16 protein-coding genes and 2 tRNA genes are annotated in these 13210 nt (G+C 41.2%); 4 read left to right on the top strand and 14 right to left on the bottom strand.

What is annotated here, in order from left to right; genetic code table 11:
* The first annotated feature begins 46 nt into the window (after positions 1-46).
* A complete protein-coding gene (locus NTX86_04890) occupies positions 47-721 on the top strand; it encodes a hypothetical protein (GenBank protein ID MCX5922632.1) in 675 nt (224 codons plus the stop codon).
* A gap of 51 nt (positions 722-772) precedes the next feature.
* Here NTX86_04890 and NTX86_04885 read toward each other — a convergent pair whose 3' ends face one another.
* The 12 genes from NTX86_04885 to NTX86_04830 all read right to left on the bottom strand — a co-directional run bounded on the left by NTX86_04885 (position 773) and on the right by NTX86_04830 (position 11486).
* A complete protein-coding gene (locus NTX86_04885; protein ID MCX5922631.1) occupies positions 773-1981 on the bottom strand; it encodes a hypothetical protein in 1209 nt (402 codons plus the stop codon).
* A gap of 186 nt (positions 1982-2167) precedes the next feature.
* Entirely contained in the window at positions 2168-3082 is a 915-nt protein-coding gene (locus tag NTX86_04880; protein ID MCX5922630.1) for a hypothetical protein, read from the bottom strand.
* A 46-nt stretch (positions 3083-3128) separates the two neighbouring features.
* Positions 3129-3728, bottom strand: coding sequence for a hypothetical protein (locus tag NTX86_04875; protein MCX5922629.1), 600 nt, complete (start codon positions 3726-3728; stop codon positions 3129-3131).
* A gap of 22 nt (positions 3729-3750) precedes the next feature.
* Positions 3751-4971 carry a cysteine desulfurase gene (locus NTX86_04870; protein MCX5922628.1) on the bottom strand — a complete coding sequence of 407 codons (1221 nt, stop codon included), beginning with the start codon at positions 4969-4971 and terminating at the stop codon, positions 3751-3753.
* A 19-nt stretch (positions 4972-4990) separates the two neighbouring features.
* On the bottom strand, positions 4991-5647 hold the full coding sequence (locus NTX86_04865; protein ID MCX5922627.1) for a SufD family Fe-S cluster assembly protein: 657 nt from the start codon (positions 5645-5647) through the stop codon (positions 4991-4993).
* On the bottom strand, positions 5644-7011 hold the full coding sequence (sufB, locus tag NTX86_04860; protein MCX5922626.1) for a Fe-S cluster assembly protein SufB: 1368 nt from the start codon (positions 7009-7011) through the stop codon (positions 5644-5646). The genes NTX86_04865 and sufB overlap by 4 nt, the downstream gene beginning before the upstream one ends.
* Complete coding sequence (sufC, locus tag NTX86_04855) at positions 7001-7732, bottom strand: Fe-S cluster assembly ATPase SufC (protein ID MCX5922625.1); 732 nt, start codon at positions 7730-7732, stop codon at positions 7001-7003. The genes sufB and sufC overlap by 11 nt, the downstream gene beginning before the upstream one ends.
* 122 nt (positions 7733-7854) lie before the next feature.
* Positions 7855-8676, bottom strand: a complete 822-nt coding sequence (locus tag NTX86_04850; GenBank protein ID MCX5922624.1) for a hypothetical protein — start codon at positions 8674-8676, stop codon at positions 7855-7857.
* 29 nt (positions 8677-8705) lie between these two features.
* On the bottom strand, positions 8706-9881 hold the full coding sequence (locus tag NTX86_04845; protein MCX5922623.1) for a GspE/PulE family protein: 1176 nt from the start codon (positions 9879-9881) through the stop codon (positions 8706-8708).
* 21 nt (positions 9882-9902) lie between these two features.
* Positions 9903-10490 carry a hypothetical protein gene (locus tag NTX86_04840; protein ID MCX5922622.1) on the bottom strand — a complete coding sequence of 196 codons (588 nt, stop codon included), beginning with the start codon at positions 10488-10490 and terminating at the stop codon, positions 9903-9905.
* Positions 10491-10512: 22 nt separating this feature from the next.
* Positions 10513-10917: an FUN14 domain-containing protein gene (locus NTX86_04835; protein ID MCX5922621.1), complete on the bottom strand. Its 405-nt coding sequence runs from the start codon at positions 10915-10917 to the stop codon at positions 10513-10515.
* A gap of 296 nt (positions 10918-11213) precedes the next feature.
* On the bottom strand, positions 11214-11486 hold the full coding sequence (locus NTX86_04830) for an HU family DNA-binding protein (GenBank protein ID MCX5922620.1): 273 nt from the start codon (positions 11484-11486) through the stop codon (positions 11214-11216).
* Positions 11487-11890: 404 nt separating this feature from the next.
* Between NTX86_04830 and NTX86_04825 the strand changes: the two genes are divergently transcribed.
* Together NTX86_04825 and NTX86_04820 are read left to right on the top strand one after the other, a co-directional pair.
* Positions 11891-12247 carry a hypothetical protein gene (locus NTX86_04825; protein MCX5922619.1) on the top strand — a complete coding sequence of 119 codons (357 nt, stop codon included), beginning with the start codon at positions 11891-11893 and terminating at the stop codon, positions 12245-12247.
* 45 nt (positions 12248-12292) lie between these two features.
* On the top strand, positions 12293-12760 hold the full coding sequence (locus tag NTX86_04820) for a hypothetical protein (protein MCX5922618.1): 468 nt from the start codon (positions 12293-12295) through the stop codon (positions 12758-12760).
* 170 nt (positions 12761-12930) lie between these two features.
* Here NTX86_04820 and NTX86_04815 read toward each other — a convergent pair.
* Positions 12931-13017: transfer RNA gene (locus NTX86_04815), tRNA-Leu, on the bottom strand.
* 30 nt (positions 13018-13047) lie between these two features.
* Positions 13048-13121, bottom strand: a tRNA-Cys gene (locus NTX86_04810).
* Here NTX86_04810 and NTX86_04805 point away from each other — a divergent pair.
* Positions 13086-13208: a hypothetical protein gene (locus tag NTX86_04805; protein ID MCX5922617.1), complete on the top strand. Its 123-nt coding sequence runs from the start codon at positions 13086-13088 to the stop codon at positions 13206-13208. The two genes, NTX86_04810 and NTX86_04805, sit on opposite strands and share 36 nt — an antisense overlap.
* Positions 13209-13210 lie beyond the last annotated feature (2 nt).

Raw genomic sequence — 13210 nt, 5'->3', positions numbered from 1 at the left:
CGCATAGAGCTAGATTAAAATAAAAATATTTACTGGGAGAATATGTATGTGTTTTTCTGCTCAAGCAAGTTTTACCGCGGCGGCTGGATTAGCGATTATTGGTTTTCTAGCAATATACAAAGCACACACAAATACTCTGCGTCTTTTTGCCTGCACACCACTGTTTTTTGCGCTACAACAAGCACTTGAGGGAATTGTTTGGCTAAATCTCATGAATAACAATACCAGCACAATGCTGCATACTATCGCAACCTACGGATTTGTTTTTTTTGCTGGAATATTTTGGCCAGTATGCATTCCAAGCATTCTCTATGCACTCGAAACAGATACTCTCAGAAAAAAAATCTTGTTGAGCACCATCGCTAGTGGCTCATGTGTTGCCAGCATTTCAGCCTACATCATCATTATGTTTGGCCCGGTGGCACGCATTGCCGAGCACCATATTGCCTACGATCAAAATTGGCATCATACGCCATTGGTGCTACTGTGCCTTTATAGCATGTACACCTTTGCCGTCATCGTGCCGTTTTTTGTCTCAAGTATACAAACGATGTGGCTTGTTGGATTAGCATTAGCAATAGGTTTTGTCGTTGCTTCTATTTCGTTTTGGCTGAGCTCAGGGTCAGTTTGGTGCTTCTTTGCTGCTCTCATCAGCGCCCTTGTATATAAAATCGTTATGCAAGAAAATAAAAAGCACTCTACGCAAAAAAGCGCCCACTAGCATAAAAGCTATGAGCGCTTGGTTATTATATTTACTTATTTGCAATGCTGGTTATTGCTCTGGTGTAGATGGCTTATCAGAACCAGCTGGCGCACTTTCATCACTACCATACAAGGCTTGCCTTACCAACGTTGGCACTATAAAATTGTTTAGCACCCACTTACCGGTGCCACATGCATAATATCTCTTATTGCCACCATCTTGTTTATATGCAGGACACTGAATATACCTATTAACCAATGACTGTGCCCCATTCGTTGCTAGCGCTGTAGTAACAGCACGTGGAGCTTCCTTTATTACAAATCCTGGCAACTCATTCATTGATTGACCAGACTTTATGTATTCATTTGCAACAGATACCGTTGCATCCACAGCAACACGTAGAGGGACTTTTACATACGGAGAACAATCAAGAATCTGCCTTTTTATCACATTACTAACAAGGTTAGCTGTAATGTCATAGGGTAAAGACTTAATGGTTGCACTAACAGCTTCTTTTCTGAGTTGCGCATCTAATATATCAAGATGATGAGTATCATCCTTATCCATTGCATCAAACATAGCAGGAGCAAATTTACAAGCAACATTGAGCGATTGCACAAGCGCAGTATTTAAACCCACACCAACTAATTGTCCGCCATCAATAATGGATGGTCTCAAGTTCATCGTAAATCCTGGCACTTGTTTTACTAATGCTTGCTGAATTTGAGCAGGAATATTTTCACCCTGTTTTGTTGCTTCGAGAGCTAGCTCAGAGGCGGCATCAGGATATTTATTAATAAGATGCACAATAGACTCAATCTGCCCTGCTTTATTAAATGCCTCTAAAACATAAGGCATTGCTAGATTCTTTTTTGCACACTCAATAAACAGATGCTTATAATGTGGATATTTATCGATATTCTCTGTAGAAAGCTCCAGGGTATTGTTGCCCTGCGCATATGCTTTTTGAGGTGTGGCAGTGGCCGCAGCCGTAGCAAAGAAGGCTGAACCTAAAGCTAAACGACTCACAGTTGGCTTAAAACTGAATTTTGAGGCTATATTTCCCATACCAGCGCCGAGCCCATTCGAACCCATGGCAAAGCGCGAAAAGAACCCTGAACCTGAAAATGTAGGCATTTGTGGCTTAAAAGCGGGCATTCGTGCTGCAAGAGCAGTTCGAGCCCCAGCCAGCATGGTGGTAAACCTGCTCGACCACATTCCCTGTAAATTTGAACTCACCAATGCTACGATCAGCACAAGTATATGTTTATTTTTCATAACAAAACTCCATTTTGGTATATAAAAAATTAATATAGTATTTTTACTGATATTAATAATAAGCCTATATACTAATTGAAATATGTCAAGAAATAGAGGTTTTGAGTAAGGTTTATAGCTCTGTTATGGGGTGAACGGATAGAAAGCAAGGTGATTTAAGGTTAAAAAGGAGCTAATGAGCAGGGATTAAGATGATGATGAAGACCTCAATACCCCTGAAGCCCTGTCATAAAGCGGCTCTGCATAGAGTCCTAAAATAAGAGCTGCCACTTGCTGCTTTAAAAGTGCTTTTCCATTTGTTAAAAGCCACTCATGCCAACCATCGTCTCTTGGTTTTTGTATACCACATTTTTGCAAGCCATAATCAACGACAGTATCAACATGCTTGTCCACATCAAAGACGTATATAACACCAGCCGTAGCCACACTGGTAATAAGAGCACGTGGCAAATCGCCTGCTATCTTGCTTGGTAATTCCTGCGCTTTTTGCCATTCCCAGGGACATGGAGCAACGTGATACGTGATGACAGCCGTGGTTGCATTGACTGCAACTGTAGTCATAGCAACGGTAAAGGGCCTATCTGGCATGTTTCTTTTTAAAATATTATTAACCGCACATGCAGCAACGTTGAACGGTAAATCTTTGACTATTTTTACCGGTAACTGCCTCCATGGCAGATAAGCTAAGTCAACAAGTTTTTTCTCCTGACACTTGTCATCTATTACATCATGGATCAAGACATGCAGTGTTGTTAATTTAAAAGCTTCATTATCTAATGTAGGCAATAATAATGTATTTAACTCATTATAATAAGTAACATTATTCCTATGCTCTATAAGATTATCAATAGCGCCTCCAAATTCATTCATTGCCTCTTTAGTCCTATCCAAAGAGCTTGAAGCAGTAACTCGTAATAATTGATACCCATTAATAATAGGTTCGTCGACATCCTTTTTGGCATCACCATTCTCTTGAGCAACGGCTAAAATATCCTGCGGTTGAGCATTACTAGTTATATCAGAAAGTTTTGCAGGCAAAGATTGTTGTCCATGCATACTGCCTACAAAGAACACAAAAAGAAATACGTAGTTATTTTTCACCATAAACCTGTTATTTTAAAAAATGTTAAAAAAATGATCTGAGAAATCAATAAGAAAAACCAAACATGCCATTATACATCGGCCCCACAAGACCTTCTGAAATCAATGTTGGGACTATAAGACTTTGCAATACCCATTTAATCGCCCAATAGGCATAGTAACGCTTGTTAGAACCTGTTTCATTATATTCAGGCTCTACCAAGCTATCGCCCACGACTCCAGCAATCTTTTGCTCAGCCGCTTCCTGAATAAGGGCGGTCGCAGTGCCGACTACAAGGACACGAGGTAAACTTCGTGCTACCTTGCCAATAAATTGCCGTTTTTTACTTCCTAGTAAAGCTCCAATATCGGGAAAGCCACGTTCATAAACAGGGACCGTATCCGCGTCGAACATCTGCGACGATTCGTCCAAGGTCTGACCTATTTCATTCACATCAGTTGCGACTTGAGTCAACGCTACCAGGCCTATGGTCCATAACATGTTTTTCACTAATTTTTTGATATCAATTCTTAATGCTGTCGTAACAACCTCAACAGAAATTTCTGACACATCCTGCGTTTGAGCATACATCATTGGGCTCATGACCGCCGTCAAAAAAACTGCGCTCATAATAAATTTTTTTATAATACTTTGATTATCAATCATGTAAATCCCTGGTGCAAAAATATTATAAAACCGTGTGAATTTTTTTCATAACCTCTATGAAATATTTTACCTCAGCTACCGTATTATAACAATAAAAACTGACGCGAACCGAAGCCTCAATACCCAATTTTTTAGCAAGTGGCTGCGCACAATGATGGCCAGCCCGTACGCATATGCCATAATTATTTAAATAGGCAGCAACATCATGCGGGTGCATGCCATCGACGGTAAAGCTCACCATATGACCAACTTTTTTAAGTTCATCGAGTGGCCCTAGAAGTTTGATGGAAGGAATAGTCGAAAGGCCATCAATAAGTTGAGTACACAACGCCGCTTCATGCGCACGCAATGCTGCCCAATCGACAGAACTTTGCAAATAATCGATTGCTGCGCCTAAGCCTATAGCTTGGGCAATAGGAGGAGTTCCTGCCTCCAATTTTTGTGGCATTGAACGCCAGGTCGCTTCCTTAAAATCAACCTCTTGCACCATGCCGCCACCAACTTGATAAGGGGACATAAAATCATGGAGATCTTTTTTTATATAGAGCACCCCAATGCCCGTTGGCGCCAACATTTTGTGCCCTGAAAAAGCCAAGAAGTCGCAATTCATTGCTTGAACATCAATAGGCTGATGCGGCACCGATTGTGCTGCATCAATCATAACCATAGCATCAACTGCATGCGCTGCCGTAATAATATCTTGAATGCCGTTATGAACGCCCAACGCATTAGAAACATGAGACAATGAAACAATTTTAGTGCGCGAAGTGATTAATTTGGATAATGTTTTCGTATCCAACCTACCATCGGGTAACACCGGAATAAATTTTAATTTTGCACTTTGTTTATACGCAAGCAATTGCCACGGCACCATATTGGAATGGTGTTCTAATTCGGTGATAAGAATCTCGTCACCTTCTTCTAAATCGCATACGCCCCATGTTGAAGCAACAAGATTAATACTTTCAGTGGTTCCGCTCGTAAAGACAATCTCGCTCGGATCTTGTGCGTTAATAAATCGTGCCACTTTGACTCGTGCATCTTCATACGCCTGCGTTGCTTGTTCGCCAATGGTATATATTCCGCGATGAATATTAGCATTGGTGGTGGTGTAAAAATTCATCAATGCATCAAGCACTGCCTGTGGCTTTTGTGACGTTGAAGCATTATCAAAATAAATTAATGGATGACCATTCATTTTCTGTTTTAGAATAGGAAAATCATTGCGAATATTTTTTTTCATAAACAACTCTCTTTCAACATTATAGTCCAATAGTTGCTATACGCTTATATATATCTACTACCACAGAAGTTGATAATCCTTCTAGCATTTGAGCAAAAAATCCTTCGAGCACCATACGTCGCGCTTGCTCCATGTCCAAGCCACGCGATTGCGCATAGAACAATGTTTGTGCATCAAGATAGCCGGCTGCCGTGCCATGCGTACAATGCACATCGTGCGTCAACACTTCTAAGCTCGGCACCGAAACACTTTTGGCAGTCTTGCTTAAAAGCAGCGTATGATTTTTTTGTAATGATCTCGTTTTTTTTGCCTGTTGATCGACATAAATCGTACCATGATAGAAAGCTTGTGCATGGCCGCTCAACGCACCCTTAAAGATTAAGTCACTGGTCGTATGCGCAGCTCGATGATGTTGCAGCGTGGTAATCGTAACCTTGTGCGCATCACGCAGTGCATAAACACCGCGCACGGTTGCTTGTGCCCGCTCACCGTCCAGAAAAACATTCAAGGTGATCGCCGACACCGCATCATCGGTTATAGCCATAAAACAATGCAAAGTACTGTCCCGCTCAAGATGAAAGTTAATGACACAGATGCCATCTATTACATTCTCTTGCCGTTGATCATAAAGATAATTCAGACTCGTGCCGGCTGGTACGGTAATAGTACGCGTCATCCGATTGAACCTTCCATTTCCATGGCAATCAATCGATTAATTTCGACTGCATATTCCATAGGCAATTCTTTAACAAATGCATCGATAAAGCCATTAACGATCATGGCGCGCGCTGCAGCAGAACTGAGTCCGCGACTTGTCAGATAAAATAATTGTTCGTCATTAAGATTGCTCACCGATGCTTCATGCCCAACATCAACTTCTTGCTCGTACACGTGCACGGTTGGATAGGTGTCAGAACGTGATTGATCGTCCAATATGAGCGCATCGCATTGCACATTAGATTTAACGCCAACGGCACCTTTGGCAACTTTTAATAGGCCACGATAGCTCGCGCGTCCGCCATCTTTGCTGATTGATTTTGACACAATGTTGGAGGTCGTATGTGGCGCGAGGTGAATAACTTTGCCACCCGCGTCTTGATGTTGACCTTTGCCGGCGACAGCAATGGAAATAATTTGTGCTTGTGCGCCTTCTTCTTTTAAAATTACTGCAGGATATTTCATGGTAACTTTACTGCCAAAGTTACCATCGATCCATTCAACTTTTGCATTTTTATACGCCACGGCACGTTTAGTCACCAAGTTGTACACATTGTTTGACCAGTTTTGAATCGTCGTATAGCGAATGCGAGAACCTTCTAAGGCAACGAGTTCAACGACAGCGCTGTGCAATGAATTCTGGCGATAGAGCGGTGCGCTGCACCCTTCAACATAATGCACATCACTACCTGGTTCGGCAATGATCAAGGTACGTTCAAATTGGCCCATGTTGGCAACATTGATACGGAAATACGCCTGCAGCGGCATGTCAATCTGCACGCCTTGAGGCACATAGACAAAGCTACCACCGCTCCATACTGCAGAGTTCAGCGCAGCAAATTTGTTATCGTGTGGTGGAATAATGGTAGAAAAATATTTTTTGAATATCTCGGGGTAATCACGCAATGCCGTGCCCGTATCAGAAAAAATAACACCCAGCTCTTGCCACTTCTTTTTTAAACTTTTATAGACCACTTCTGATTCATATTGCGCACCGACACCGGCTAAGAATTTTTGTTCTGCTTGGGGAATGCCAATTTTATCAAACGTGGTTTTGATGTAATCGGGTACATCGGCCCAGGAATTTTTTTGCTCAGGAATTGGTTTGACGTAATAATAAATATCATGAGGGTCCAAGGCGCTGAGGTCAGCTCCCCAGGTAGGCATGGGCATGCGCTCGAAAATCTCTAGCGCATTGAGTCGAAAATCGGTCATCCAGCCTGGTTCATTTTTTTGTTCTGAGATGCTCGCAACAATTTTTTTATTTAATCCTTTTGCCGACTTAAACGTATAACTACGCTCGTTCTGATCATTAGTAGGCATCGTAACCCTTATGCTCTAAATCATGTGCGAGCTGCGCATCCCCCGAAGCCACAATCTGGCCATCGCGCATAACGTGGACATGGTCAGGTTTTATATAATCAAGCATGCGTTGATAGTGGGTAATCATAATAATGGCACACTCTGGATTATCTACTTTGAGCTGATTCAATCCTGCAGCAACAACCTTGAGCGCATCGATATCCAACCCAGAATCGATTTCATCAAGAATCACCAGGCTTGGTTTGAGCACCAATAATTGCAACATTTCAAGGCGTTTTTTTTCACCGCCAGAAAAGCCGTCGTTTAAGCTGCGATAGACATAGGATGGATCCATAGAAAGAAGTTCCATCTTGCTTTCAAGCAATGCCTTAAAATCTTTGACCGAACTTTGAACGCCCGTCACTGCTTGATGGGCTTCCTTGAGAAAAGTAAGAACAGTGACACCCGGAATTTCGTATGGATGCTGAAAGGCTAGAAATATGCCCAATTTTGCGCGCTTGTCAGGAGACAGCTGCGCCAAATCCTGGCCCTTATAAACCATTGATCCTTGTGTAATGGTGTAACGCGGATGCCCCATAAGGGTAAGTGCTAGCGTACTTTTGCCCGAACCATTTGGCCCCATGATTGCATGAAGGGTCCCTGGCTGAACAGTAAGATTAAGCCCTTTGACGATAGCAAGGGCTGATTCAAGTGCAACATGCAGATTAGTAATAGATAACATTAACCCTAAACCCATTCAAGATCGATTAGCACAGTAGAATTCCTATAAAACAAGTATAGCGTAAAGCCCAACTATTCCTAGCTGGGCTTTACGCTATACCTACTTTTTAAACCATAGTGCGCTTATGTGATCTTTAATACTCGCCCTAATGTTTCGAGCACTTGTGGCATTTCTTTAAAATGACCAACCAAGCCCCACCACAAGAGAATCCATATAAAACTCAAGGCAAACATTGCTTCAACTGTTTTACCATAAAGCCCCGGCACAAAACCCTTGCCACGATAATACAATTTCACGACAAGAAGAATCGCAGAGATCACCGTAAATAGTATTATCGATTGACCCTCAACTGCATCCCAAGCAAAATACATGCTTGTAAGGCCAACAACAATATACATCCACCAAGGATACGTAGCCTCATCTCCCTTAGAAGGGGTCGATACAAGGTGTGTTGCTGGCCTTAAAGAGACAGCATAGCCAACCACAAAGAGCAGAAAGTAAGGAATATAAATCAAGAAATGACCAAAATATTCATCATAAAAATATATGAGTTTAAAGACTGGTATTAATTTTGGATCAACACCTGGCTGAGCATGTCCAAGCCCAAGCTCGTCATTATATTTTAAAATCCACATCTTTGCTTGCACATTATTACCCACCATGTACACACCGTATCCAAACGTGAATAAATAGCTTAAAACTTCAGCTACAGTCGGTAAAACACCATTATTAAAATGTTTAATAATTAACCGCAAAATGAGGAGCGAACAGACAAACCACAAAAAACCAGCTATCGTACCCAAGTCGGGCAAATTCAAAGGAGTAATAATAAAAAGAGAATAGATTGTTGCATTAAAATCAAGCAACAATGCTGAAACTAAATGCGCCAACAACAAATACCACACCTTGTAATCAGCAAATCTACCATGAGCTATTACTTGCATACATCTTCCTTTTTTAAAAATAAAACGATTTAAACGACCACTCGGATAAGTTCTTCTAGCGTAATAATGCCATCTTTAACCTTTTGAGCGCCGTCATGCAGCATCGTCGGCATACCGTCCTGCAATGCTTGTGCATAAATAGCGTCAAACTGTGGCCGATGTACAATCAAAGCACGCAGCGCATTAGTCATGGTCAAAAATTCGAAAATTCCTGTTCTGCCTTTATACCCAAGATTCAAGCATGTATCGCAGCCCTTTCCTTTATACAGCTGATCAACCTTGAGACCTACGCGCTGCAAAATCTGTTGCTCTTGCTCATCAGGCCTTACGGCAGTGCGGCATGCAACACAAATTTTACGAGCCAAGCGCTGCGCCAAAACTCCCGTGACGGCAGCATTAATAAGAAAAGGCTCAATACCCATATCCATAAGGCGCATTATGGCGCTTGGTGCATCGTTGGTATGCAACGTACTTAGCACCATGTGACCAGTCAACGCAGCTTCAATGGCAGTACGAGCAGTTTCTTTGTCTCGAATTTCCCCGACCATTAAAATGTCTGGATCTTGACGTAAAATAGAACGAATCCCCTTGCTAAACGTAAACCCAGCCTCAGGATTAATGTGACCTTGGGTAATACCATCGACACTGTATTCAACAGGGTCTTCAAGCGTGATAATATTTTTTTCGGGTGCATTCAAAGCAGAAAGAGCGGCGTACAAGGTGGTGGTTTTTCCTGAACCAGTCGGTCCCGTCACTAAGAAAAAACCATGCGGCCGCATCAAAAGTTCCTTGAATTGCTGGAGCATACTATCGTACATGCCCAAAGCATCGAGGGTGATTTTATTAAGTGATCGATCTAAAATACGAATAACAATCTTTTCGCCATAGATAGAAGGAAACGTAGATATTCTCAAATCGATGTCGTGCCCATCGGCAACCGTTCTGAATTTACCATCCTGAGGAACCCGTTTCTCTGCAATATTAATATTGGCGAGCACTTTAATCCGCGAAAGAAGATGAGACATCAATACAGCCTCAATGGTCTCTTGATCATAGAGCATGCCATCAATACGAAATCTAATGCGCAAACCTTTTGCCGTAGATTCCAAATGAATGTCCGATGCATGACTAGCAATTGCCTTTTGCAAAATAGCATCCACCAACCGAATAGCTGGCGCATCACTCTGCTTTATTTCTTTATTCATAGCGCAGCACACACATGCTTATTATTTTTTATCATCTTCATCACGATACACTATGTCGCTATAGGTCAACTCTTCCACAATTTCATCTTTTGCCATGGCTTCATCCTCTAATCGCTCATCCTCACGCATATCGTTATCTTCGATTTGCGCATCGGTGGTTAACGATCTGTCGTAAAACTCTTCGATCGCATCAATAATGTCGCCATTGATGCCAACAAAAAATTCTATTTCATAAGAAACAAACTCACGCATAGCGCTTTCAAGCCCAGGATCTTCCGGTCTGCTCGCCACAACAATAATCATGTTTTGATCAACCTCTAGAGGAATCACACTATGACGCAACAAAAAATCTTTAGGAAATTGATGTAATAAAAAAGTTTCAAAAAAATGCCCTTGAACATCAAATGATGGCACTCTATAGTACACACTCAAAGCGCGCAGAAGATCAGATGATTCTAGAAAGCCTTCTTTCAATAAAAAATCATCAAAGTTTTCTTGTTCTGAATCTTTAAACACATCTTTCATGGCAACTGCTTCAATATCTGTTACCATCTTATTTTTAAGTAAAATAGCGCAAAGCTCTTCAACAAACGTTTCTTTATTGGCCACAAGCTCCCTTTCTTATTTTCTATTACCCAACCCTTAACCCAACAAAAAATCCTACAAAAAAGCCGATCACTGCGGCCACATTCTGCGTAACCCATTCCCAATATACGGCTGCTAGCGAACCACCTTCAGGGACTACTATTGGCTTTAACCCAAAGCAATGATTAATTTTTGCCCAATTGATACCAATATTCAATAACTCAAAATGCTGCAACAGTACGAGTGCTAAAATAAATCCAACAAGCACCGCAACATATTCTCCATATCTTTTTAGTACAAACCCCACTAAGAAACCTACACCCGAAAAAACTATGACATCAAAAATAACATCCTTGGATTCGGTAATTTTTTGCCAGATCAAACGAGGATTGAGATAATGCTGAATCGTTTGAAAAAAACTCATTTCTGGTTGCACGGGCGCATTCACCATTGTTCTTCTCTCCCTTATTTATCCCTAGAAAAAACCCACGTCTTTTCAAGACTGGGATGAATAGGCTAAAGCCTTTTTTCCAGGGGCCCCCTAAACAACTTATTTTTAAGCCGTGTGAGGAGTTAATTTATAAAAAAATCACACATTAATGCCAGTATAGTAACCCACAATAATTATTCGCAACAAAAAAGAGCCATCATACATGACAGCTCTTTTTGAACATCGAAGCTTAAACAAAGAAACGGGGAGCACCAATTGATGCTCCCCGTTTGAATAAACCGTATATTAAAACTAGGTTATTTAACCATAGATTTTAATGCTTTACCTGGCTTAAACTTTGGAACTTTCTTAGCAGGTATTTGCATTTTCTTGCCAGTGGCAGGATTAATACCTACTCTGCTCTTTCTCTTCATAACACTGAAAGTACCAAAACCAGTTAATACAACTGTTTTGTTACCTTTTAATGCCGCGCCAACTGAAGTAATGAATGCTTCTAAGCACTCTTTGCACGTTGACTTAGGCAATTTGGTTATTTTGGCCATGCCTTCAACTAATTTTGCTTTATTCATAAAATATCCTTTAATCGCTTTGCTTATAAGCAAACGAAACTAGTACTTAACTTGTACAATATCTGGGTCATAGGTTTTGTCAAGAAATCTTAACAAAAAATACTAAACCGTACATCATGTACACTACACCAATAAAACTCACGCTGCTTAATACATCAAAAAGCAACACCACACGGCACATACTACATCAAAATTAATCAAAAATAAAGTCCAATCAAATACAACACATGCAAGCATAATACAAAAGCATGAACCATAGCACACTTACACACATGGCATTCAACATCAGCACTTCCGGTTGACAATTATTCAAATAAGCAATAAGATTGGAATTATCACGTCAAAATATATGCTTTCATAGCATCATAATTATTTAACAAAATAAGACACAAAAGGTATTTATTATGAATTCACTATTCAACAAATTTTTTATATGCCTGATATTGAGCTTTGGATTCAATTCACATGTTTCTGCTATGAACTCAAATAATCCATGGGACGGGCGATTAAGACCACGCCAACCACATCAATTGCCAAAGATTTCAGAAATAGACTGGCAATTCATGAAGGCACATCAACAAGCACGACGCAATCTTAACTTGCTTGCAGCAGAACAAAGAAAGCAGCCTTTCACTGGTGATATCTCCCCAGATGTATCTCCAGCGGGAACACGCCCTTCTACTCCTATCAGAGAAATGCTCAACATACCGAGAAATAACTACTCCCCTGTTGGAGGATATACCACTCCTATTAGAAAATAGGATCTTTCTATATATTGAAAATCTTAATTATAAAGGGATATCATTATGAACTTGTCAGTCAACAGATTTTTTCTATGCCTAGCATTAAGCACTGGCATTACAGCACACGTTTTTGCTATGCAAGATGGTGCTGGCGCAGGCACAGGTAATCCTGGCAACACTGCACAACAAACACAGGCTAGCCAAATACAGCACCCGCAAACTCCACCACGACCACAGGTAAACAATGCACCCCTGGCACAACAAATACAACAACCCCAAAGCCAATCTGCTCAATTGAGTCAAGAAGAGCTTAATAGAATATATGCACGCAATGATGAAGTATCCACACATCGACGCACACAAGCACGCCTAGCTCGCCAAGCACAACGCGCACAACCAGAATATACAGCTGCAAGAGCATTAAGATTTGTTTTGGCAGCTGAAGTCGGGGCAGGAGAACATCCAATTGTCAGAAGGGCCAACAACACCCCTTTTGACTCTCAAAGCGACCAAAATAATCCAGAAAATTAACCTTACAAAAAAAAGATAGCTTTTTATAAAACAAAGAGGGGCTGCAATTTGGTTTGCAGCCCCTCTTTGTTTTATATCTTTAAAAAAAGATAACAATTTTTTCTTTATTTACTGGCGTCAGCCAGGCGTAGCTAGCTCTACGAGCAGAGCGAGAAGAACCTAGTGAAGCCTGGTGCCGAGAGCCGGACTCGAACCGGCACGAGCTAACGCTCGAAGGATTTTAAGTCCTTTGCGTCTACCAATTTCGCCATCCCGGCACACCTATCAAATACAAAGCTTTCAATCACTGGAGGCGGCACCCGGAGTCGAACCGGGGATCAAGGTTTTGCAGACCCATGCCTTACCACTTGGCTATGCCGCCATTACTACCTACTCATTATCAAAAATAGGACGTCGTAAAAACGACACTTTAAATGTACCAGAATTTCGTGATCCTGCAAGCTTTTAAGC

Source organism: Candidatus Dependentiae bacterium (genome assembly GCA_026389015.1).
Classification (GTDB): Bacteria; Babelota; Babeliae; order Babelales; family Vermiphilaceae; genus JAPLIR01.
Note: the sequence above shows the minus strand (reverse complement) of the source record. Positions and strands in the feature narration are given on the sequence as shown.

Excerpts from the sequence above, each read along its gene's own strand:
- NTX86_04890 (MCX5922632.1), top strand. The coding sequence starts at position 47 with ATGTGTTTTTCTGCTCAAGCAAGTTTTACCGCGGCGGCTGGATTAGCG.
- NTX86_04885 (MCX5922631.1), bottom strand. The coding sequence starts at position 1,981 with ATGAAAAATAAACATATACTTGTGCTGATCGTAGCATTGGTGAGTTCA.
- NTX86_04875 (MCX5922629.1), bottom strand. The coding sequence starts at position 3,728 with ATGATTGATAATCAAAGTATTATAAAAAAATTTATTATGAGCGCAGTT.
- NTX86_04870 (MCX5922628.1), bottom strand. The coding sequence starts at position 4,971 with ATGAAAAAAAATATTCGCAATGATTTTCCTATTCTAAAACAGAAAATG.
- NTX86_04865 (MCX5922627.1), bottom strand. The coding sequence starts at position 5,647 with ATGACGCGTACTATTACCGTACCAGCCGGCACGAGTCTGAATTATCTT.
- sufB (MCX5922626.1), bottom strand. The coding sequence starts at position 7,011 with ATGCCTACTAATGATCAGAACGAGCGTAGTTATACGTTTAAGTCGGCA.
- sufC (MCX5922625.1), bottom strand. The coding sequence starts at position 7,732 with ATGTTATCTATTACTAATCTGCATGTTGCACTTGAATCAGCCCTTGCT.
- NTX86_04850 (MCX5922624.1), bottom strand. The coding sequence starts at position 8,676 with ATGCAAGTAATAGCTCATGGTAGATTTGCTGATTACAAGGTGTGGTAT.
- NTX86_04845 (MCX5922623.1), bottom strand. The coding sequence starts at position 9,881 with ATGAATAAAGAAATAAAGCAGAGTGATGCGCCAGCTATTCGGTTGGTG.
- NTX86_04835 (MCX5922621.1), bottom strand. The coding sequence starts at position 10,917 with ATGGTGAATGCGCCCGTGCAACCAGAAATGAGTTTTTTTCAAACGATT.
- NTX86_04830 (MCX5922620.1), bottom strand. The coding sequence starts at position 11,486 with ATGAATAAAGCAAAATTAGTTGAAGGCATGGCCAAAATAACCAAATTG.
- NTX86_04825 (MCX5922619.1), top strand. The coding sequence starts at position 11,891 with ATGAATTCACTATTCAACAAATTTTTTATATGCCTGATATTGAGCTTT.
- NTX86_04820 (MCX5922618.1), top strand. The coding sequence starts at position 12,293 with ATGAACTTGTCAGTCAACAGATTTTTTCTATGCCTAGCATTAAGCACT.